The 21,981-nt window shown below is 71.0% G+C and carries 16 protein-coding genes; 9 read left to right on the top strand and 7 right to left on the bottom strand.

All coding sequences use genetic code 11. The features are described 5' to 3' along the window. Positions 1-51 precede the first annotated feature (51 nt). Both gltB and M8J74_RS01970 read left to right on the top strand, forming a co-directional pair. Entirely contained in the window at positions 52-4,644 is a 4,593-nt protein-coding gene (gene gltB, locus M8J74_RS01975) for a glutamate synthase large subunit (RefSeq protein ID WP_249834727.1), read from the top strand. Then, the gene (locus M8J74_RS01970; protein WP_249834726.1) at positions 4,637-6,100 is read left to right on the top strand and encodes a glutamate synthase subunit beta; all 1,464 of its coding nucleotides are present in this window, start codon (positions 4,637-4,639) and stop codon (positions 6,098-6,100) included. Before gltB ends, M8J74_RS01970 begins: the two co-directional genes overlap by 8 nt. 96 nt (positions 6,101-6,196) lie before the next feature. Here the strand turns inward: M8J74_RS01970 and M8J74_RS01965 are convergent, their stop codons facing one another. The 3 genes from M8J74_RS01965 to M8J74_RS01955 all read right to left on the bottom strand — a co-directional run bounded on the left by M8J74_RS01965 (position 6,197) and on the right by M8J74_RS01955 (position 9,349). After that, the gene (locus M8J74_RS01965; RefSeq protein WP_249834725.1) at positions 6,197-6,859 is read right to left on the bottom strand and encodes a LamG domain-containing protein; all 663 of its coding nucleotides are present in this window, start codon (positions 6,857-6,859) and stop codon (positions 6,197-6,199) included. Continuing rightward, positions 6,856-8,019, bottom strand: a complete 1,164-nt coding sequence (gene wecB, locus M8J74_RS01960; RefSeq protein WP_249834724.1) for a non-hydrolyzing UDP-N-acetylglucosamine 2-epimerase — start codon at positions 8,017-8,019, stop codon at positions 6,856-6,858. Before wecB ends, M8J74_RS01965 begins: the two co-directional genes overlap by 4 nt. A 160-nt stretch (positions 8,020-8,179) precedes the next feature. After that, complete coding sequence (locus M8J74_RS01955) at positions 8,180-9,349, bottom strand: glycosyltransferase (RefSeq protein WP_249834754.1); 1,170 nt, start codon at positions 9,347-9,349, stop codon at positions 8,180-8,182. Between the two features lie 536 nt (positions 9,350-9,885). Here M8J74_RS01955 and M8J74_RS01950 point away from each other — a divergent pair. Continuing rightward, complete coding sequence (locus M8J74_RS01950; protein ID WP_249834753.1) at positions 9,886-11,760, top strand: DUF2334 domain-containing protein; 1,875 nt, start codon at positions 9,886-9,888, stop codon at positions 11,758-11,760. Next, a complete protein-coding gene (locus M8J74_RS01945) occupies positions 11,757-12,806 on the top strand; it encodes a glycoside hydrolase family 113 (RefSeq protein ID WP_249834723.1) in 1,050 nt (349 codons plus the stop codon). Before M8J74_RS01950 ends, M8J74_RS01945 begins: the two co-directional genes overlap by 4 nt. Before the next feature lie 9 nt (positions 12,807-12,815). Here the strand turns inward: M8J74_RS01945 and M8J74_RS01940 are convergent, their stop codons facing one another. Beyond that, positions 12,816-13,682, bottom strand: coding sequence for a rhomboid family intramembrane serine protease (locus M8J74_RS01940; RefSeq protein WP_249834722.1), 867 nt, complete (start codon positions 13,680-13,682; stop codon positions 12,816-12,818). A gap of 98 nt (positions 13,683-13,780) precedes the next feature. Here M8J74_RS01940 and M8J74_RS01935 point away from each other — a divergent pair, with 98 nt between their 5' ends. Together M8J74_RS01935 and qcrB are read left to right on the top strand one after the other, a co-directional pair. Further along, complete coding sequence (locus M8J74_RS01935) at positions 13,781-14,506, top strand: vWA domain-containing protein (RefSeq protein WP_249834721.1); 726 nt, start codon at positions 13,781-13,783, stop codon at positions 14,504-14,506. Positions 14,507-14,575: 69 nt separating this feature from the next. Beyond that, positions 14,576-16,222 carry a cytochrome bc1 complex cytochrome b subunit gene (gene qcrB, locus M8J74_RS01930; protein WP_249834720.1) on the top strand — a complete coding sequence of 549 codons (1,647 nt, stop codon included), beginning with the start codon at positions 14,576-14,578 and terminating at the stop codon, positions 16,220-16,222. On the opposite strand, the gene M8J74_RS01925 is transcribed toward qcrB, so the two are convergent. Together M8J74_RS01925 and M8J74_RS01920 are read right to left on the bottom strand one after the other, a co-directional pair. Beyond that, positions 16,197-17,165, bottom strand: coding sequence for an acyl-CoA dehydrogenase family protein (locus M8J74_RS01925; protein WP_249834719.1), 969 nt, complete (start codon positions 17,163-17,165; stop codon positions 16,197-16,199). The two genes, qcrB and M8J74_RS01925, sit on opposite strands and share 26 nt — an antisense overlap. Further along, the gene (locus tag M8J74_RS01920) at positions 17,165-18,304 is read right to left on the bottom strand and encodes an acyl-CoA dehydrogenase family protein (RefSeq protein WP_249834718.1); all 1,140 of its coding nucleotides are present in this window, start codon (positions 18,302-18,304) and stop codon (positions 17,165-17,167) included. The genes M8J74_RS01925 and M8J74_RS01920 overlap by 1 nt, the downstream gene beginning before the upstream one ends. 50 nt (positions 18,305-18,354) lie before the next feature. Between M8J74_RS01920 and M8J74_RS01915 the strand changes: the two genes are divergently transcribed. Genes M8J74_RS01915 through M8J74_RS01905 form a run of 3 tightly spaced genes read left to right on the top strand, consistent with a single transcriptional unit; the run spans position 18,355 to position 20,948 of the window. Beyond that, a complete protein-coding gene (locus M8J74_RS01915; protein WP_249834717.1) occupies positions 18,355-19,146 on the top strand; it encodes an SDR family oxidoreductase in 792 nt (263 codons plus the stop codon). 15 nt (positions 19,147-19,161) lie between these two features. Next, positions 19,162-19,773, top strand: coding sequence for a TetR/AcrR family transcriptional regulator (locus M8J74_RS01910; protein ID WP_058925909.1), 612 nt, complete (start codon positions 19,162-19,164; stop codon positions 19,771-19,773). A gap of 17 nt (positions 19,774-19,790) precedes the next feature. Next, on the top strand, positions 19,791-20,948 hold the full coding sequence (locus M8J74_RS01905; protein ID WP_249834716.1) for an acetyl-CoA C-acetyltransferase: 1,158 nt from the start codon (positions 19,791-19,793) through the stop codon (positions 20,946-20,948). On the opposite strand, the gene M8J74_RS01900 is transcribed toward M8J74_RS01905, so the two are convergent. Continuing rightward, positions 20,932-21,981, bottom strand: a complete 1,050-nt coding sequence (locus M8J74_RS01900; RefSeq protein WP_249834715.1) for an NAD(P)H-dependent flavin oxidoreductase — start codon at positions 21,979-21,981, stop codon at positions 20,932-20,934. The two genes, M8J74_RS01905 and M8J74_RS01900, sit on opposite strands and share 17 nt — an antisense overlap.

Here is a 21,981-nt window from a genome sequence, read left to right as displayed (position 1 = left end):
CGTCGTCCCTCGGCAATATGCATGCCACTTGAGACGACGACGGGAGAGCCGATGCGTACGCCGCGCCAGCCGTCCCAGCATTCCGCGAATGGCCAGAACTGGTCCTTCATGGATGCTCGCCCTGCTGCGCAGGGTATGTACGACCCCCGCTTCGAGCACGACGCGTGCGGCGTCGGCTTCGTGGCCACCCTCACCGGCGAGGCGTCCCACACCCTGGTCGAACAGGCCCTGACCGTCCTGCGCAACCTGGAGCACCGCGGTGCCACCGGCTCGGAGCCGGACTCCGGCGACGGCGCCGGCATCCTCTCCCAGGTGCCCGACGCCTTCTTCCGCGACGTGGCCGGATTCGACCTGCCCGAGGCGGGCCGCTACGCCGTCGGCATCGCCTTCCTCCCCGAGGACGGGACCGCCGAGGCCGTCTCACGCATCGAGACGATCGCCGCCGACGAGGGCCTCACGGTGCTCGGCTGGCGCGAGGTCCCGGTCGCCCCCGAACTGCTGGGCGCCACCGCCCGTTCGACGATGCCCGCCTTCCGGCAGATCTTCGTCACGGACGGCGCGTCGCAGGGCATCACCCTCGACCGCAAGGCGTTCGCGCTGCGCAAGCGCGCCGAGCGCGAGGTCGGCGTCTACTTCCCGTCGCTGTCGGCCCGCACCATCGTCTACAAGGGCATGCTGACCACCGGCCAGCTGGAGCCCTTCTTCCCGGACCTGTCCGACCGCCGTTTCGCCTCGGCCATCGCCCTGGTCCACTCGCGCTTCTCCACGAACACCTTCCCGTCGTGGCCGCTCGCGCACCCCTACCGCTTCGTCGCCCACAACGGTGAGATCAACACCGTCAAGGGCAACCGCAACTGGATGGTCGCCCGCGAGTCGCAGCTGGTCTCCGACCTGTTCGGGGACAAGGGCCTGGAGCGGATCTTCCCGATCTGCACGCCGGACGCCTCCGACTCCGCCTCCTTCGACGAGGTGCTCGAACTCCTGCACCTGGGCGGCCGTTCGCTGCCGCACTCCGTGCTGATGATGATCCCGGAGGCGTGGGAGAACCACGACTCCATGGACCCGGCCCGGCGCGCCTTCTACCAGTTCCACGCCACGATGATGGAGCCCTGGGACGGCCCGGCCTGCGTCACCTTCACCGACGGCACCCAGGTCGGCGCGGTCCTCGACCGCAACGGCCTGCGCCCCGGCCGCTACTGGGTCACCGACGACGGCCTCGTCGTCCTCGGTTCCGAGGTCGGCGTCCTCGACATCGACCCGGCCAAGGTCGTCCGCAAGGGCCGCCTGCAGCCCGGCCGCATGTTCCTCGTGGACACCGCCGAGCACCGCATCATCGAGGACGACGAGATCAAGGCCGGCCTCGCCGCCGAGCTGCCGTACGCGGAGTGGCTGGAGGCCGGGGAGATCGAGCTCTCCGACCTGCCCGAGCGCGAGCACATCGTGCACACGCACGCCTCCGTCACCCGCCGCCAGCAGACCTTCGGCTACACCGAGGAGGAGCTGCGCGTCATCCTGGCGCCGATGGCCAAGGCAGGCGCCGAGCCCATCGGTTCCATGGGCACGGACTCGCCGATCGCCGCGCTGTCCTCGCGCCCGCGTCTGCTCTTCGACTACTTCACCCAGCTGTTCGCGCAGGTCACCAACCCGCCGCTGGACGCGATCCGCGAGGAGCTCGTCACCTCGCTGCGCTCCTCCCTGGGCCCGCAGGGCAACCTGCTCGACCCGACGGCCGCCTCCTGCCGCTCGGTCACCCTGCCCTTCCCGGTGATCGACAACGACGAGCTGGCCAAGCTCATCCACATCAACGCCGACGGCGACATGCCCGGCTTCAAGGCCGCGACGCTCTCCGGCCTGTACCGGGTCTCCGGCGGCGGCGACGCCCTCGCCGCCCGCATCGAGGAGATCTGCGCCGAGGCCGACGCGGCCATCGACAACGGCGCCCGCCTGATCGTGCTGTCGGACCGCCACTCCGACGCCGAGCACGCGCCGATCCCCTCGCTGCTGCTGACCGCGGCCGTCCACCACCACCTCATCCGCACCAAGCAGCGCACCCACGTGGGCCTGCTGGTCGAGGCCGGCGACGTCCGCGAGGTCCACCACGTCGCCCTGCTCATCGGCTACGGCGCCGCGGCCGTGAACCCGTACCTGGCGATGGAGTCGGTCGAGGACCTGGTCCGCGCCGGCACCTTCCTGTCGGACATCGAGGCCGAGCAGGCCATCCGCAACCTGATCTACGCCCTCGGCAAGGGCGTGCTGAAGGTCATGTCCAAGATGGGCATCTCGACCGTCGCCTCCTACCGCGGCGCGCAGGTCTTCGAGGCCGTCGGCCTCGACGACGCCTTCGTCGAGAAGTACTTCAACGGCACCGCCACCAAGATCGGCGGCGTCGGCATCGACGTCATCGCCAAGGAGGTCGCCGCCCGCCACGCCAAGGCCTACCCGGCCTCCGGCATCGCTCCCGCGCACCGCGCGCTGGACATCGGCGGCGAGTACCAGTGGCGCCGCGAGGGCGAGCCGCACCTGTTCGACCCGGAGACGGTCTTCCGCCTCCAGCACTCCACGCGCACCGGCCGCTACGACATCTTCAAGAAGTACACCGAGCGCGTGAACGAGCAGTCCGAGCGCCTGATGACGCTGCGCGGCCTGTTCGGCTTCAAGTCGGACCGGCAGCCGATCTCCATCGACGAGGTCGAGCCCGTCTCCGAGATCGTCAAGCGGTTCTCCACCGGCGCCATGTCGTACGGCTCCATCTCGCGCGAGGCGCACGAGACCCTCGCCATCGCCATGAACCAGCTGGGCGGCAAGTCCAACACCGGTGAGGGCGGCGAGGACCCGGACCGCCTCTACGACCCGGCCCGCCGGTCCGCCATCAAGCAGGTCGCCTCCGGCCGCTTCGGCGTCACCAGCGAGTACCTGGTCAACGCGGACGACATCCAGATCAAGATGGCGCAGGGCGCCAAGCCCGGCGAGGGCGGCCAGCTGCCCGGCCACAAGGTCTACCCGTGGGTCGCCAAGACGCGTCACTCGACGCCGGGCGTGGGCCTGATCTCCCCGCCGCCGCACCACGACATCTACTCCATCGAGGACCTGGCCCAGCTGATCCACGACCTGAAGAACGCGAACCCGCAGGCGCGGATTCACGTCAAGCTGGTCTCCGAGGTCGGCGTCGGCACGGTCGCGGCGGGCGTGTCCAAGGCGCACGCGGACGTCGTGCTGATCTCCGGCCACGACGGCGGCACCGGCGCCTCCCCGCTGACCTCGCTGAAGCACGCGGGCGGCCCCTGGGAGCTCGGTCTCGCCGAGACCCAGCAGACCCTGCTGCTCAACGGCCTGCGCGACCGCATCGTCGTGCAGACCGACGGCCAGCTCAAGACCGGCCGCGACGTCGTCATCGCCGCGCTGCTCGGCGCCGAGGAGTTCGGTTTCGCGACCGCGCCGCTCGTCGTCTCCGGCTGCGTCATGATGCGCGTCTGCCACCTGGACACCTGCCCGGTCGGCATCGCCACCCAGAACCCGGTCCTGCGCGACCGCTTCTCAGGCAAGGCCGAGTACGTCGTCAACTTCTTCCAGTACATCGCCCAGGAGGTCCGCGAGATCCTCGCCGAGCTCGGCTTCCGCACCATCGAGGAGGCCGTCGGCCACGCCGAGGCGCTGGACGTGACGCGCGCGGTGAACCACTGGAAGGCGCAGGGCCTGGACCTGGAGCCGCTGTTCCACGTGCCCGAGCTGCCCGAGGGCGCGGTGCGCCACCAGCTGATCGAGCAGGACCACGGCCTGGCGAAGGCGCTCGACAACGAGCTCATCAGGCTCGCCGCCGACGCGCTGGCCGCGGACTCCGCGACCGACGCCCAGCCGGTGCGCGCCCAGGTCGCCATCCGCAACATCAACCGCACGGTCGGCACCATGCTCGGCCACGAGGTGACGAAGAAGTTCGGCGGCGCGGGCCTGCCCGACGACACCGTCGACATCACCTTCACCGGCTCCGCGGGCCAGTCCTTCGGCGCCTTCCTCCCGCGCGGTGTCACGCTGCGCCTGGAGGGCGACGCCAACGACTACGTCGGCAAGGGCCTGTCCGGCGGCCGGGTGATCGTGCGTCCCGACCGGGCCGCCGACCACCTCGCCGAGTACTCCACGATCGCGGGCAACACCATCGCCTACGGCGCGACCGGCGGCGAGCTGTTCCTGCGCGGCCGCAGCGGTGAGCGGTTCTGCGTCCGCAACTCCGGCGCGCTGGTCGTCTCCGAGGGCGTGGGCGACCACGGCTGCGAGTACATGACCGGTGGTCACGCGGTGGTGCTCGGCCCGACGGGCCGCAACTTCGCGGCCGGCATGTCCGGCGGCATCGCCTACGTGATCGACCTCGACCGCGACAACGTCAACGTCGGCAACGTCGGCTCCGTCGAGGCGCTGGACGACACCGACAAGCAGTGGCTGCACGACGTCGTGCGCCGGCACCAGGAGGAGACCGGCTCCACGGTCGCCGAGAAGCTGCTGGCCGAGTGGGACACCGCCGTGGACCGCTTCAGCAAGATCATCCCCAGCACGTACAAGGCAGTGCTCGCCGCCAAGGACGCCGCCGAGCAGGCGGGACTCTCCGAGTCCGAGATCACCGAGAAGATGATGGAGGCGGCGATCAATGGCTGACCCGAAGGGCTTTTTGAACCACGGCCGCGAGGTCGCCAAGTCCCGTCCCGTCGAGGAGCGCGTCAAGGACTGGAACGAGGTCTACGTCCCCGGCTCCCTGCTGCCGATCATCAGCAAGCAGGCCGGCCGGTGCATGGACTGCGGCATCCCGTTCTGCCACAACGGCTGTCCGCTGGGGAACCTGATCCCCGAGTGGAACGACTACGCCTACCGCGAGGACTGGACGGCGGCCTCCGAGCGCCTGCACGCCACGAACAACTTCCCGGAGTTCACGGGCCGTCTGTGCCCGGCTCCCTGTGAGTCGGCGTGCGTGCTCGGCATCAACCAGCCGGCCGTCACCATCAAGAACGTCGAGGTCTCGATCATCGACAAGGCGTGGGACGCCGGCACGGTCGCCGCGCAGATCCCCGAGCGCCTGTCGGGCAAGACGGTCGCCGTCATCGGCTCGGGCCCGGCCGGCCTGGCCGCCGCCCAGCAGCTGACCCGGGCGGGCCACACCGTCGCCGTGTACGAGCGGGCCGACCGCATCGGCGGCCTGCTGCGCTACGGCATCCCCGAGTTCAAGATGGAGAAGCGGCACATCAACCGCCGCATCGAGCAGATGCGCGCGGAGGGCACCCGCTTCCGTACCGGTGTCGAGATCGGCCGCGACCTCAAGGCGACCGACCTGAAGAAGCGGTACGACGCGGTCGTCATCGCCGCCGGCGCCACCACCGCCCGTGATCTCCCCGTCCCCGGGCGGGAGTTGAAGGGCGTCTACCAGGCGATGGAGTACCTGCCGCTGGCCAACAAGGTCCAGGAGGGCGACTACGTCACCGCCCCGATCTCGGCCGAGGGCAAGCACGTCGTGGTCATCGGCGGCGGCGACACCGGCGCCGACTGCGTGGGCACCGCCCACCGCCAGGGCGCGGCCTCCGTCACGCAGCTGGAGATCATGCCCCGCCCGGGCGAGGAGCGGAACAACGTCACCCAGCCGTGGCCGACGTTCCCGATGCTGTACAAGGTGACGTCCGCGCACGAGGAGGGCGGCGAGCGGGTCTACTCCGTCTCCACGACCCACTTCGAGGGCGACGAGGACGGCAACGTCCAGTGGCTGCACCTCACCGAGGTGGAGTTCGTCGAGGGCAGGCTGACCCCGAAGCCGGGCACCGAGCGCAAGATCCCGGCCCAGCTGGTCACCCTCGCGATGGGCTTCACCGGCACCGACCGGGAGAACGGCCTGGTCGAGCAGTTCGGCCTGGAGCTCGACGAGCGCGGCAACATCGCCCGCGACGCCGACTTCCAGACCAACGTGCCGGGCGTCTTCGTCGCCGGTGACGCCGGCCGCGGCCAGTCGCTCATCGTGTGGGCGATCGCCGAGGGCCGCTCCGCCGCCCGCGGCTGCGACCGCTTCCTGACCGGCGCCAGCGACCTGCCGGCCCCGATCCGCCCGACGGACCGCTCCCTGATGGTCTGACGGCCGGTCACAGAACGTCCCGTACAAAGGCGTACGGAACACAGGTGGCGCCTGCCCAGTCCCCGACCGGACTGAGGGCAGGCGCCATCGCCTTTCTCATCCCGAACTCGCCTTCAGGCCCTCGAACCTCACGGTCGCGTCCTCGGTGTACGCGCCCACCCTGCCCCGGTCGTAGGGCCGTTCGGCGTCCGTGAACGTCACCAGTGGCTTACCGGCCACCGACACCGACAGCACCGCGCCCCGCTGCTCGACCGTCACGTCGTACCAGCGGCCGACCGGGTACGGCGTCCGGCCCGTCGCCAGGAAGCGCTGGCCGCCCGGATACGCGGGGTCCCGCTTGCCGAGCTCCCAGCCGTTCGGTTTGAGGGTGATGTAGTAGAAGTGCTCCGGGTCGGTGTACGCCCAGACCAGCCACGGCACTTCCCAGGGGTTCGGCCTGGGGGAGCGCAGCTGCTTCACCGTCCGCATCCGGGCCTCGTACGTCACGTCCGTGTAGGAGGCGGTGGTCACCACCAGACCGGCGTGCGTGGTCCCCGGGTCCTCGGCGGTCATGGGGGACAGGGACAGTGACGCGTCGTCACCGACGTTGCTGCCCATGCCGTTGAAGACCGACAGCCAGCGGCCGTGGGTCGTGCCGTCGACCCACGGCTTCGGCGGCGGGGAGCCGTCGCCCTGGCACCGGCTCACGGCGACCGCGACCACCGCGGCCAGCCCGAGTGCCAGTGCCAGCCTGGTGACGATACGGCCCCTGCGCGTCATGCCGCCGAGTATGGCCCGGACGCCGTGAGCCCGGCGGGGACATCGGCCGCGAAGTCCTCGGCCAGCTGCGCCAGGATGCGGGTGGCGGCGCGGCCGTCGCCGAAGGGGTTGCCGGCGCCCGCCATCTTCCGGTACTCGGCCGGATCGTCGAGGAGCTGGGCGGCGTGGGCGACGACGGCCTCCGGATCGGTACCGATGAGCCGGGCCGCGCCGGCCTCCACCGCCTCGGGTCGTTCGGTGGTCGTCCGCAGGACCAGCGCGGGCTTGCTCAGGCTCGGGGCCTCCTCCTGGATGCCGCCGGAGTCGGTGAGGACCAGGTCGCACTCGGCGAGCGTGGCGGCGAAGTCCAGATAGCCGAGCGGCTCGACGAGCCGGATGCCGGCCTGCCCCTCCAGCTCGGGCAGCAGCGCCTCGCGCACGGCCGGGCTCTTGTGCAGCGGCAGTACGATCTCGACGTCCCCGCGCGCCGCGAGCCGGGTCAGCGCCCTGCCCATGCCGCGCATCCGCTCGCCCTGGTTCTCCCGGCGGTGCAGGGTGACCAGGACGCGTCTGGCGCCGGTGCGGAACGCCGAGGTGCCGTTGCCCTCGGCCAGCACCCACAGCAGGTTGTCGATGACGGTGTTGCCGGTGGTGAACACCTGCTCCGGCGCGACCCCTTCGTCCGTCAGGTGCCGGGCGGCGGCCGGGGTCGGCGCGAAGTGCCAGCGGGTCATCCGGCTGATGAGGCAGCGGTTGAGCTCCTCCGGGAACGGGTTGTCCAGGACGCCGGTGCGCAGCCCGGCCTCGACGTGGGCGACCGGGATCTTCTCGTAGAAGGCGGCGAGCGCCCCGGCGAGCGCGGTGGTGGTGTCCCCCTGCACCACGACCAGGTCCGGCCGGTGTTCCCGCATGACCTCGCCGAGCTCCCGCACCAGCCGCGCGGTCAGGTCGGACAGCTGCTGGCGGTTGCGCATCACGTCGAGCGCGATGCGGGCGTGGACGCGCAGCATGCCGAGCATCTGGTCGAGCATCTCGCGGTGCTGGCCGGTGGTGACGACGATCGGCTCGAACTGCGGGCTCGCGGCCATGGCCCGTGCCACGGGCGCCAGTTTGATGGCTTCCGGCCGGGTGCCGAGCACGAGCATGGCGCGTACGGGGACGGCTGACGGGTGAGTGGACATGGGTGCCCCCCTTGGGCGTGCGCGGTCGCAGCGGCGGACCGCGTGATGAGAGGTGGTGCGTGATGAGAGATGAGGACACGCGCGGGTCCGGGCGCGGCCTGAATGTCCTCGGGTGCGGCCGTGATGCGGATTCGGCCTGAGGGTGCGCGGGTGCGGTGGGTCAGGTGCGGGCCGTCTTCAGCCAGCCGCGCTGGCCGGTGAGCATCCGCCAGAAGCCCCACCAGCCGGCCGCGAACCAGATGTAGCCGTACAGGACGAAGACGTGGGCGATCAGCACCGAGCGCACCAGGCCCAGGTCCCGCTCACGCTTGGCGTACACGTAGCCGTACGCGTAGGCGGTCGTGAACGACAGCAGATACGGGCCCAGCAGCCACATGGGCGACACCAGCGGGTGGCCGACCTGGACGGAGGCCACGGTGGTGGCGCCCAGGGCGGCGAGGAACGACACCGGCAGCAGCGAGGTGAGCAGGATCAGCACCGGGCTGGAGAGGTGGTACAGCAGGTCCAGCGCGGGCCGGGTCGGCACGTCCCTGAGGATGAGCGGGACGAGCCCGGCCGACTGCAGATGCCCCTGGAACCAGCGGGAGCGCTGGCGGACCAGCCGGCGCAGGCTGAGCACGGCCTGCTGGGAGACCGCGGCGGTGGTGCAGTGCTGGTTGGTCCAGCCCTTGGCGATCAGCCGGACGCCCAGGTCGAGGTCCTCGGTGAGGCTGTCGCTCCACGGACCGTCGCCGTCCAGGGTGTCGAGCGCCGCGAGCCGCATGAACTGGCCGTTGCCGCCCATGCCCACGCTGCCGATGAAGCGGCGCGCGCTCTGGAAGACGTCGCCGTAGACGACGAACTCCATGTCCTGCATGCGGGCGAGCAGCCCGAGGTCGCGGTTGTACATGCGCACGCAGACCTGGACGGCGCCCGTCCTCGGGTCGTCGAAGTACGGGTCCACGGACTGCATGATGTGCGGATCGAGTCGCCCGTCGGCGTCGACCACGCACAGCACCACGTCCTCGGGAGCGCGGCCGTCGAGCAGCCCGGATTCCCGGATGTACCGCACGCCGTCATTGAGTGCGGCGCCTTTGCCCCGGCGCGCGTTCGGCGGGTTGCGCCGGTGCAGTCGGACCAATTGCGGATCGGCGGCCAGGGCGATCTCGGAAGTACGGTCGTCGGAACCGTCGTCGATCACCAGTGCCATGAAATTACGGCCGGGAAGAGACGTGATGCGCGCCAGGCTTTCCGAAAGGACTTTCTCTTCGTTCAGACAGGCGAGCAGATATATGTAGAAGCGCTCTCGCCGGTCGGTACGGGAACGCCGAATTCTGCGTCTCGAGAGCACGAACAGGCTCGTGTTGTAACAGCCGGCGGCCACGATCAAAGTGATGCTCGACCATAGCAGCAGTTCAGTGATCACGGCTGCTCCCGGCCTGGAGCTGTGCTTTGAGCGCCTGGCGGCGCAGTCGTATGCGGGCCAGCAGAATCGCACACGCCGATAGGCAGTAGAACAGAAATCCGGCCCCGGCTGCTGCTTGTAGTGTTTTGGCCAGAGGTAGCCCTGGAATGGCTTCCGGCGCGGCCATCGCCCCTGCAAGAGGCAGCAGTGCCCCCAGGGCGGGTCGTCCGTACACGTTGTTCCCCCCAGATTTTGAACGCGCGTCCCCAACGCGCGGAAGTGAACCTAGCAGATGTCCGGGAGTGGGTCGGAACACTGTTCAAAAAAGAACATGCGCGGTCTCCCGTAAGCTCTCATGGGACTTCGGGAATTCGCTCTTCGGCTATTGACACCTTTGTCGTTCCGCCGTGAGAATCAGTGGCTTCCTGCAAGAAAAGCCTTTGCCAAGGATCGGCAAAGTGGGGGGAACAACCGTGAGATCAATGATTCACCGCCGCAGGCGGCGAGGCTCGAAGCTGTCCGTGCTTCTGCTGCTCGTCGCCGCCCTGGTCAGCGGCACCTTCCTGGCCGCGGGGGCCCAGGGCGCCCAGAGTGCGGGCCGCGGGCACGGCCACGGACACGAGGCCGTGGGCGCCCGGTCCGGGCTCGGACACGTCGACCTCAAGGGCTGGGCGAGCGCCCAGCTCAAGGCCGACCGGGCGCGGCACGCCAAGCCGCACCCGAAGGCGCCGGCGTCGGCCGCTCCGTCGATGTCCACGCAGCTGACCACCGTCGCCCCGGTCCGCACGGCGACGGCCGTGACCCGGCAGGCGACCCTGCTGGGGCCCGCGGACGCGGCCGCCGACCCGCGGGCGCTCGTGCTCTACGACACGGCGGGCCCCTACGGGCAGTTGGGCGAGCTGTACGCCATGGCCGCCGCCAACCTGGCCGGTCACTTCGGCAGCGTGACGGCCAAGCCCGTGCAGCAGTACACCGCCGGGATGATCGACTCCTACTCGGCCGTGATCTACATCGGCTCGACCTACTACGGCGGCGACATCCCCGACGCCGTGCCGGCCGCGTTCTACGCGGACGTGGCCGCGAGCAGCAAGCCGGTCATCTGGACGGGCGCCAACATCTGGAACATGGCCAACGCGACGGGCGTGGCCGCCTTCACGCAGAAGTACGGCTGGGACCCGACGACGTCGTACTACGAGGACGGCGGCTCGGTCGGCACCGTGACGCAGGTGACGTACAAGGACCAGACCCTGACCCGGAAGATCCCGGCCGGCCAGGACGGCGGGGTGCTGCGCCCCAACATCCTCACCGGCACCGGCTATCCGGCCGTCACCACGCTCGCCCAGGCCCTGGACTCGTCCAACGGGCACACGTTCGGCTGGGCCGTGCGCTCCTCGAACCTCACCTACGTCGGTGAGATCCCGTTCGCCTACGTCTCCGAGAGCGACCGCGTCGTCGCCTTCGAGGACCTGCTCTTCGACGCCCTCGCGCCGGCCACCGCCGAGCGGCACCGCGCGATGGTGCGCCTGGAGGACATCAGCCCCGAAGCCGACCCGGCGCAGCTGAAGGCGATGGCCGACTACCTCAAGTCGCAGAACATCCCCTACGGCATCAACGTGATCCCCGTCTACACCGACCCCAACGGCACCTACAACAACGGCGTCCCGCAGACGATCACGCTCTCGCAGCGCCCGCAGGTGGTCAGCGCCCTGAAGTACATGCTCGCCAGGGGCGCGGTCCTGATGGACCACGGCTACACCCACCAGTACGGCAAGACCGCCAACCCCTACAACGGCGTCACCGGCGACGACTTCGAGTTCTACCGTGCGCACGTCGACTCGTCGGACAACGTCGTCTACGACGGCCCGGTCGCCGAGGACTCCGCCCTCTGGGCGCAGGCCAGGGTGACCGCCGCGCTCGCCGAGTTCACCAAGGCGGGCCTGCCGAAGCCGACGCTGTGGACCACCCCGCACTACGCGGGCTCCGCCACCGACTACAAGGTGTTCAGCTCCAACTTCTCCGCGCGCCTGGAGCGTTCGCTGTACTTCTCCGGCACGCTCGGCGGCAACTCGGCCGGACCGAACTCGTTCATCGGCCAGTTCTTCCCGTACGTGGTCAAGGACGTCTACGGCACCAAGGTGCTGCCGGAGAACATCGGCAACTACGAACCGGAGGCCTTCAACAACCACCCGGCGCGCCTGCCCGCCGACCTCGTCGCCTCGGCCAAGGCCAACCTGGCCGTCCGGGACGGGTTCGCGAGCTTCTTCTACCACCCGTACTACCCGCTCCAGCCGCTGAAGGACACCATCGACGGCATCAAGGCCCTGGGCTACACCTTCGTCAGCCCGGGCAGCCTGTGAGGGCGAACGCCCCGAAGAGGAGGATCGTCGCCGCAGCCGCGGTGGCGGTCCTCCTCGCCGCGACGGGGTGCACGACGACCGGCGGGACCGCCAAGGGCAACGGCGGCTCCGCCAAGGGCAGTTCGGTGATGCGCGGCATCACCCTGCCCTCCTGGTACCGCACCGACTACGACAGCCCGGCCGCCGGCCGCTATCTGCGCGGCATCCGGGCCACCGGCGCCGAATGGGTCACCTTCACCCCGACCTGGTACCAGAAGCGCCACACCGACGACTCCCTGCACACCACCGAGGAGACCGCGAGCGACGGCAGCCTGCGCCGGATCGTGCGCCGCGCCCACGCCCTCGGCCTGAAGGTGATGATCAAGCCGCACGTCGACCTGCCCGGCGACGAGGACCGCGCCGACATCCGCCCCCGCGACCGCGCCGCCTGGTTCGCCTCGTACCACCGCTTCATCACCCACTACGCCGATCTGGCCGCCGGCACCGGTGCCGAACGCCTCGCGGTGGGCACCGAACTCGCCGGCGTCTCCGGTGACCGCGCCGACTGGCAGTCGGTCATCAGGGCCGTCCGCGACCACTACGACGGCCCCCTCACCTACGCCGCCAACTACGACGAGTACCGCAAAATCCACTTCTGGAAGGACCTCGACCTCATCGGCATCGACGCCTACTGGCCGTTGTCCGACAAGCCGACCACCGACCCGGCACGCCTGAGCCGCGCCTGGAAACCGATCAGGGACGAACTCGCCGCCTACGCACACGCGCAGAACCGGCGGATCCTGTTCACCGAGGCCGGCTACGTAAGCCAGCGCGGCGCCACGACCGCCCCGTACTCCTGGACGGTCAGCCATGACCCCGCGCCCGCCGAACAGGCCGCCGCCTACAAGGCGTTGCTGGACTCCTTCACCGGAGTGCGCTGGTGGGCCGGGGTGTGCTGGTGGATGTGGGACGACTGGCCGGACAGCGGTGAGACGCCGGTGAAGCTCGCCTACACGCCGCGCGGCAAACCGGCCGAGGAGGTGCTGCGGGAGAAGTGGGGGCCCTGAGCCGGACACTCAGATCGTCAGCTCCGCGACCTTCGCCATCGCCAGGATCACCAGCAGCGCCAGCAGCGCGAGGCAGGCGCCCGCCTGGACGAGGGTGCGGCGGCTGTCCCGCGGGGCGTAGGCGTAGGCCAGCGTCACCAGGCCGCCCGCCAGCAGACCGCCGAGGTGGCCCTGCCAGGAGGTGACCCAGGCGGAGATCACCAGCCACAGCAGCAGGCCCGCCATGAAGCGGTTCACGGCGTCCATGTCGGCACCCAGGCGGCGGGCCATGACGTAGTACGCGGCCCCGAGCCCGAAGATCGCGCCGGACGCGCCCAGCGTGGGCGTGGTCGGCGCGATCAGCAGCACGAGGACCGAACCGCCCAGCGCCGACAGCAGGTACAGGGCGAGGTAGCGGACCCGGCCGAGCTGCATCTCGACCACCCGGCCGATGTTCCACAGCGACACCATGTTCATCACGATGTGCAGGATGCCGAAGGTGCCCCCGGTGGGCGGCAGATGCAGGAACGCGCCGGTCAGCAGGCGGTACCACTCGCCGTGGGCGATCCCCTCGGGAAGGTAGCCGGGCGGCACGGTGCCCAGCATGTCGAACCGGTCCACGACCGAGGGCCGCACCATCTCCGCCAGATACGCCAGGACGTTCAGCGCGATGAGCACATACGTCACCGTCGGCGCCGCGGTGATCTGGCCGCCGAACGCCGTCCGGGCCTGCCGTACCGACCGGGCCCCCTCCCGCACGCACTCCGGGCACTGGTGGCCGACGGCCGCCTCCCGCATGCAGTCGGGGCAGATGTACCGGTCGCAGCGGGTGCAGCGGACGTGGGACTCCACCTTGGGATGGCGGTAGCAGGTGGTGACGGTGGACTCGGACTCCACGGCCGGCTCCTCGAGGCGCAATGGGACGGATGGTGAGCCGGTGGGGTCGGCGGCGAACAAAATAACGAACGGGTGTGGAGGATGGGAGAGTAGGGGCCATGGTTGCGATCAGTCTGCAGAAGGTCGAGGAGACCGCCCCCGCCCTGGTCAGCCTCTACAAGAGCGCCGGGGTGTCGCTGGAGAAGCACGGGCTGGGCGGGCTGCGGGCCGCGGTGTACCTCGTGGTCGACTACTCCGGGTCGATGAAGCCGTACTACAAGGACGGCAGTGTGCAGGCCCTCGCCGACCGGGTGCTCGGCCTGTCCGCGCACCTCGACGACGACGGCCGGGTTCCCGTGGTCTTCTTCTCCACGGACGTCGACGCCGAGACCGACATCGCGCTCGACCGCCACCGGGGCCGGATCGACGAGATCGTCGCCGGGCTCGGGCACATGGGCAGGACCAGCTACCACCTGGCCATGGACGCGGTCATCGACCACTACCTCGACAGCGGCTCGACCGACCCCGCCCTGGTCGTCTTCCAGACCGACGGCGGCCCGATCAACAAGCTCGCCGCCGAGCGGTATCTGTGCAAGGCGGCCAGGCTGCCGCTGTTCTGGCAGTTCGTGGGGTTCGGGGACCCGGGCAGCAAGCAGTTCGACTTCCTGCGCAAACTCGACGAGCTGGCGGTGCCGGGCAAACGGGTGGTGGACAACGCCGGGTTCTTCCACGCGGGTGCCGATCCGCGGAAGGTGTCGGACGCGGAGCTGTACGACCGGCTCGTGGCCGAGTTCCCGCAGTGGCTGGCGGCCGCACGGAGCCAGGGGATTCTGCCGCGCGCCTGACCGCACCGTTGGCCCGGCCGGGTCCGGCATGCCACTCTGAGGATGATCCGACGGGGAGGCGACGAACGTATGGACGGCGCACGTGCGGACAACGACAGGGCTTCCGCCGACCGGGGGCCCGCGGGCAAGGGCGAGAAGGTCGCCGACTGGGCCGACGGGCGGCTCGGCCTCTACGCGCTGGCCAAGGCCAACATGCGCAAGGTCTTTCCGGACCACTGGTCCTTCATGCTCGGCGAGATCTGCCTGTACAGCTTCATCATCCTGATCCTCACCGGGATCTACCTGACCCTGTTCTTCGAGCCCAGCGGCGTCGAGGTCGTCTACCACGGCTCGTACGTGCCGCTCAACGGCGTCAGCATGACCCGGGCCTACGAGTCCACGCTCGACATCAGCTTCGACGTGCGCGGCGGACTGCTCATCCGGCAGATCCACCACTGGGCGGCGCTGGTCTTCGTCACCGGCATGCTGGTGCACATGATGCGGGTGTTCTTCACCGGTGCCTTCCGCAAGCCCCGCGAGGTCAACTGGCTGTTCGGCTGGACCCTGCTGATGCTCGGCATCATCACCGGCCTGACCGGCTACTCGCTCCCCGACGACCTGCTCTCCGGCACCGGCATCCGCTTCGCCGACGGCGCGATCCTGTCGATCCCGATCGTCGGCACCTATCTGTCGATGTTCCTGTTCGGCGGGGAGTTCCCGGGCCACGACATCATCTCGCGGCTCTTCCCCGTCCATGTGCTGCTGCTGCCCGGGCTGATGCTGGGACTCGTGGTCGCCCACCTGATCCTGGTCTTCTACCACAAGCACACCCAGTACCCGGGGCCCGGACGCGACCAGCGGACCGTGGTCGGCATGCCCTTCCTGCCGGTCTACATGGCCAAGGCCGGCGGCTTCTTCTTCCTGGTCTTCGGGGTGCTGGCGGTCATGGGCGGCATCGCGAGCATCAACCCCGTGTGGGCCTTCGGCCCCTACCGCCCGGACCTCGTCACCACGGGCGCCCAGCCCGACTGGTACCTCGGCTTCTCCGAGGGCCTGATCCGGGTGATGCCGGGATGGGAGATCAACGCCTGGGGCCACACCCTGGTGCTGGGCGTCCTCATCCCCTTCTCGCTCTTCCCGCTGCTCCTGCTCGCCCTCGGCGTGTATCCCTTCGTCGAGGCGTGGATCACCGGTGACCGGCGCGAGCACCACATCCTGGACCGGCCGCGGAACGTGCCCGTGCGCACCGGGCTGGGCGTGGCCTGGCTGGCGCTGTACGTGGTGCTGCTGATCGGCGGCGGCAACGACATCGTGGCCACGCATCTGCACCTGTCCATCAACGCGATCACCTGGTTCGTGCGGGTCGCCTTCTTCCTGGCGCCGGTCGTCGCGTTCGTCGTCACCACACGGGTCTGCATGGGCCTGCAGCGCAAGGACCGGGACAAGGTGCTGCACGGCAGGGAGACCGGCACCATCACCCGGCTGCCGCACGGCGAGTTCGTCGAGCTGCACGAGCCGCTGCCGCAGGACCAGTTGTTCACCCTCACCCAGCACGAGCAGAACCCGCCCTACGAGATCGGGCCGCGGGTGGACGCCAACGGGGTGCGCCGGCCGGTGACCGTCTCCCAGCGGGTCCGGGCCCAGCTGTCCCGCGCCATGTTCGGGCCCGGGGCGCGGATCGAGAAGCCGACGCGGGAGGAGTACCGGGAGCTCACCAGCGGCGACCACCACCACTGACGACCAGCTCCCGGCACTCCCGGGGGCCGCCCCAGGCGGTGCGCAGCGCGCGTGCCCTGGTCAGCCACAGGGACAGGTCGCACTCGGCGGTGTACCCGATCGCGCCGTGCAGCTGGAGGGCCGTGCGGGCGGTGGCGTACGCCGCCTCGCACGCGCCGACCTTGGCGGCGGCGATGTCGGCCGGGTCCAGGGTGAGCGCGGCCCCGAACAGCAGGGGGCGCGCGAACTCCAGCGCGATCTTCGCGTCCGCCAGCCGGTGCTTGACGGCCTGGAAGGAGCCGACGGGGACGCCGAACTGGGTGCGCTGCCCGACGTAGGCCACGGTCCGGTCGAGGAGGGCGAGGCCGACACCGAGGGCCTGGGCGGCGGTGGCCAGGCGGGCGTGGTCGACGGCGGGTCCGAACGGGGCGGCGCCGCCGAGGAGTTCACCGCCCTCGGTCAGGGGGGTGAGGCGGCGGGCGGGATCGAGGGAGCGGCTCACCGGGCCGTGACCGGCGGCGAGCCGCACACCGTCGTGGGCCAGGGCGAGGCGGATGTCCGCCACGTCACCGTCCAGCGCGTACGACCCCTCGGACGCCATCGTCGCCATCGCCTCCCCCGAGGCCAGCGCGGGGAGCAGACGCTTGGCGGGGCCGGTGTCCTCCAGGCCGGCGAGCAGCACGGCCGCCGCGACGGTCTCCGCCAGCGGGCCCGGCACCGCGTGCCGGCCCAACTCCACCAAGGCGACGACGAGTTCGACGGGCCGCGGGCCGAGTCCGCCGTGCTCCTCGGGTACTGCGAGCCCGAACACGCCCGCGTCGGCGATCTTGCGCCACAGCGCGCGTCCGCTCCCGTGCTCGCCCCGGCTCCAGTCCCGGACCACCGACGGCGTGTCCGCGGCCGTCAGCCGGGCGTCCAGGGACGCGGCGAACGCGCGCTGCTCGGCGTCGAGGAGGAAGCGCATCAGCGGCGTCCCTTCGGCAGGCCCAGCAGGCGTTCGGCGACGATGTCGCGCTGGATCTCGTTCGTGCCCGCGTAGATCGGGCCGGCGAGGGAGAAGACGTATCCCTCGGACCAGGCGGTGTCCGCCAACTCGCCCTCCTCGCCCAGCAGATCGAGTGCCGTCTCGTGCAGCGCGATGTCGTACTCGGACCAGAACACCTTGTTCATGCTGGACTCCGCCCCGAGGGAGGCGCCCTCCAGGAAACGGCAGGCGGCGGCGTGGGTGAAGAGCTGGTACGCGCGGGCGCCGATCAGGGCGTCGGCCACCCGGTCGCGGGTGGCCTCCGGGCTCCCCTGCGCCTCCCACAGCGCGTGCAGCCGGCGGGCCGAGGCGAGGTAGCGCCCGGGGGAGCGCAGCATCAGCCCCCGCTCGTTGCCCGCCGTCGCCATCGCGATCCGCCAGCCCTCGCCGGGCGCCCCGATCACGTCCTCGTCGGGCACGAACACCTCGTCCAGGAACAGCTCCGCGAAGGCGGGTCTCCCGTCGAGCCGTCCGATCGGGCGGACGGTGACCCCGGGGGCCCGCAGGTCGAACATCAGGTACGTCAGTCCCCGGTGCGGCTTCGGGGCGTCCGGGTCGCTGCGGAACAGCCCGAAGGCGCGGTCGGCGAAGGCGGCCCGCGACGACCACGTCTTCTGCCCGCTCAGCCGCCAGCCGCCGGCCACCCGCACGGCCCGGGACCGCAGGGAGGCCAGGTCCGAGCCCGCCTCCGGCTCCGACCACGCCTGCGCCCAGACCACCTCGCCGGTCGCCATCGGCGGCAGCACCCGGGCCCGCTGCTCCGGCGTGCCGTGCGCGAAGAGGGTCGGCGCGAGCAGGCTGACGCCGTTCTGGCCGACCCGGCCGGGCGCGCCCGAGGCCCAGTACTCCTCCTCGAAGGCCAGCCAGCGGATCAGGCCCGCGTCCCGTCCGCCGTACTCCGCGGGCCAGTCGACGACCGACCAGCGGTCCGCGGCCAGTTCGGCCTCCCAGGCCCGGTGGGCTGCGAAGCCCTCCTCCGTCTCCAGGGACGGCAGGGGCTCGCGCGGCACATGGGCCGCCAGCCAGGCCCGCGCCTCGGCGCGGAAGGCCTCGTCGGCAGGCGAAGCGGTGAGGTCCACGGTCGTCACACTCCTTCCCTAACAAGCATTTGGTAGATTAGCGTGGCCCTATGACAACGGTCGAGACTCCGGCCTACGTGCCCGGGCACGGGCTGCTGAAGGGCCGCACCGCCGTCATCACCGCCGCGGCCGGCGCGGGCATCGGCGGCGCGACCGCGCGGCGCTTCCTGGAAGAGGGCGCGCGCGTGCTGATCAGCGACGCGCACGCCCGCCGGCTGAAGGAGCACGAGGCCGAGCTGGCCACGGAGTTCGGTGCCGGGGCGGTCGGCGCGGCCGTGTGCGACGTGACCGACGAGACGCAGGTGCGGGCGCTGTTCGACACCGCCGTGCGCCGGCACGGACGGCTGGACGTCGTCGTCAACAACGCCGGTCTGGGCGGCACCTCGGACCTCGTCGACATGACCGACGAGCAGTGGTCGAGGGTGCTGGACGTGACGCTGAACGGCACGTTCCGGTGCACCCGGGCCGCCCTGCGGATCCTGCGGGAGCAGGGCGCGGGCGGGGCCGTCGTCAACAACGCCTCCGTCGTGGGCTGGCGCGCCCAGGCCGGGCAGGCGCACTACGCCGCCGCGAAGGCCGGGGTGATGGCGCTGACCCGGTGCGCGGCGATCGAGGCCGCCGAGTACGGCGTACGGGTCAATGCGGTCTCGCCGAGCCTCGCCATGCATCCGCACCTGGTGAAGGTGACCACGCCCGGGCTGCTCGACGAGCTGACCTCCCGCGAGGCCTTCGGGCGGTACGCCGAGCCCTGGGAGGTGGCCAACGTGATCGTGTTCCTGGCGTCCGGCTACTCCTCGTACATGACCGGCGAGGTCGTCGCCGTCAGCAGCCAGCACGCCTAGGACGAGAATGTACCCGTGCCGACCAAGAAGAAGCCCCAGGTGACCGCCGCTGCCGAGCGGCGCCGCGAACTCCTCGGCACCGCCGCCGAGGTGTTCGCCGAACAGGGCTACAACGCAACGACCGTACGCAAGATCGCCGACCACGCGGGCATGCTCGCGGGCAGCCTCTACTACCACTTCGACTCCAAGGAATCGATGCTGGAGGAGATCCTGCGCACCTTCCTCGACGAGCTGTGGGCCGGCTACGACGCCGTCCTCGAAGCCGAGTCGGGGCCGCGGGAGACGCTGGAGGCCCTGGTCACGGAGTCGTTCCGGGAGATCGACCGGCATCGCGCCGCGGTCGCGATCTACCAGAAGGAGAGCCGGCAGCTGGTGGCGCAGGAGCGGTTCGCGTTCCTCGCCGAGTCCCAGCGCAGGTTCGAGAAGGCGTGGCTGTCCACGCTCGAACGCGGAGTCGCCGCCCGGGTGTTCCGGGCCGACCTGGACGTCCGTCTGACCTACCGGTTCGTGCGCGACACCGTGTGGGTCGCCGCGTCCTGGTACCGGCCGGGCGGACAGCACAGCCCGGAGGAGATCGCCCGGCAGTACCTGTCGATGGTGCTGGACGGGATCGCCGTACGCACCTGACCCAATGGGGAGTCGCCATGGCCGAGGCCTACATCGTCGAAGCGGTCCGAACGCCCGTGGGGCGGCGCGGAGGGGGGCTGAGCGGGGTCCACCCGGCCGATCTCGGCGCGCACGTGCTCAAGGAGCTGATGACGCGGGCGGGCGTGGACCCGGCCGCCGTCGAGGACGTCGTCCTCGGCTGTCTGGACGCGGTCGGGCCGCAGGCCGGGGACATCGCGCGGACCTGCTGGCTGGCGGCCGGACTGCCCGAGGAGGTGCCGGGCGTCACCGTCGACCGGCAGTGCGGCTCCTCGCAGCAGGCCGTGCACTTCGCGGCGCAGGGGGTGATGTCCGGCACCCAGGACCTGGTGGTCGCGGGCGGGGTGCAGAACATGTCGATGATCCCCATCGCCTTCGCCACCCGGCAGGCCGCCGAGCCCCTCGGACTCACCCAGGGCCCCTTCGCCGGCAGCGAGGGCTGGCGGGCCCGGTACGGCGACCGGCCCGTCAACCAGTTCACAGGCGCCGAGATGATCGCCGCCAAGTGGGGGATCACCCGGAGTGACCAGGAGGAGTTCGCCCTGCGCTCGCACCGGCGGGCGCTGCGCGCCATCGACGAGGGCCGGTTCGAGCGGGAGATCGTCGCGCTCGGCGAGGTGGCCGTCGACGAGGGGCCGCGCCGGGACACCTCGCTGGAGAAGATGGCCGGGCTGAAGCCGGTCCTCGACGGCGGCACCATCACCGCCGCCTGCTCCTCCCAGGTCTCCGACGGGGCCGCCGCGATGCTGCTGGCCTCGGAGCGGGCGGTGCGCGAGCACGGACTGACGCCCCGCGCGCGTGTGCACCACCTCTCCGTGCGCGGCGAGGACCCCATCCGCATGCTCTCCGCGCCCATCCCGGCCACCGCCCACGCCCTGAAGAAGACCGGCCTGACCGTCGACGACATCGACCTCGTCGAGATCAACGAGGCCTTCGCGCCGGTCGTCCTGGCCTGGCTGAAGGAGACCGGTGCCGACCCGGACAAGGTCAACGTCAACGGCGGCGCGATCTCCCTCGGCCACCCCCTCGGCGCCACCGGCACCCGCCTGATGACGACCCTGCTGCACGAACTGGAGCGCACCGGCGGCCGGTTCGGCCTGCAGACCATGTGCGAGGGCGGCGGACAGGCCAACGTGACGATCATCGAGAGGCTGTGAGCCGCTCCCGCACCCCCTCGGCCTCCTTCATGATCCGCTCCACCAGCTCGGCGCACGACGGCAGGTCGTCGATCACCCCGGCGACCTGCCCGGCCGCCATCACCCCGAGGTCCGTACGGCCGTCCACCATCGCCGACCTCAGCAGCATCGGGGTGTTCGCGGCGAGCAGCACCTGACTCCAGGACAGCTCCTTGCCGTGCTTCAGGGCGAGCCCGTCGCGCACCATCCGCCGCCAGGTCAGCCCGGACAGCCTGCGGAAGCCGGCCGCCCGGCGCACCGCGTGCAGCAGCGCCCGCGCCCGCCCGGCCTCCTCCAGCGCGTCGACCAGGTCGGTGCGCAGCATCCGGTGCGGCAGGCCGTCCACGGCCCTGGTCACGGTGACGTCCTTGACGCTCGCCGCCAGATACCGCGCCTTCACCCCGTCGGGGACGGTCGAGTCGGAGGTGAGCAGGAACCGCGTGCCCATCGCGACCCCCGCCGCCCCGTACGCCAGCGCCGCGACCAGCCCCCGCCCGTCGAAGAAGCCCCCCGCCGCCACGACCGGTATCCGTACGGCGTCCACCACCTGCGGCAGCAGGACCGTCGTCGCCACCTCGCCGGTGTGTCCGCCGCCCTCGCCGCCCTGCACGATCACGGCGTCCGCGCCCCAGGCGGCGACCTTCTCCGCGTGCCGCCGAGCGCCGATGGAGGGGATGACGAGAACGCCCGCCTCCTTCAGCTCGGCGATCAGCACGGGGGAGGGCGCGAGGGCGAAGGAGGCGACCCGGACGCCCTCCTCGATCATGACGCGGACCCGGTCGCCCGCGTCCGCCGCGTCGGCCCGCAGATTCACCCCGAACGGCGCGTCCGTGCGGGAGCGGACCTCGCGCACCGCCTCCCGCAGCCGGTCGACGGTCATGGTCGCGGAGGCCAGGATGCCCAGGGCGCCCGCGTTCGCCGTGGCGGCGACCAGCCGGGGGCCGGCCACCCAGCCCATGCCGGTCTGCACGATCGGATGCCGGACCCCGACCAGCCGGGTGAGCGCGGTGTCCAT

The organism is Streptomyces panaciradicis (assembly GCF_023516615.1).
GTDB classification, from domain to species: domain Bacteria; phylum Actinomycetota; class Actinomycetes; order Streptomycetales; family Streptomycetaceae; genus Streptomyces; species Streptomyces panaciradicis.
This window is presented reverse-complemented; position numbering and strand designations above follow the sequence as displayed.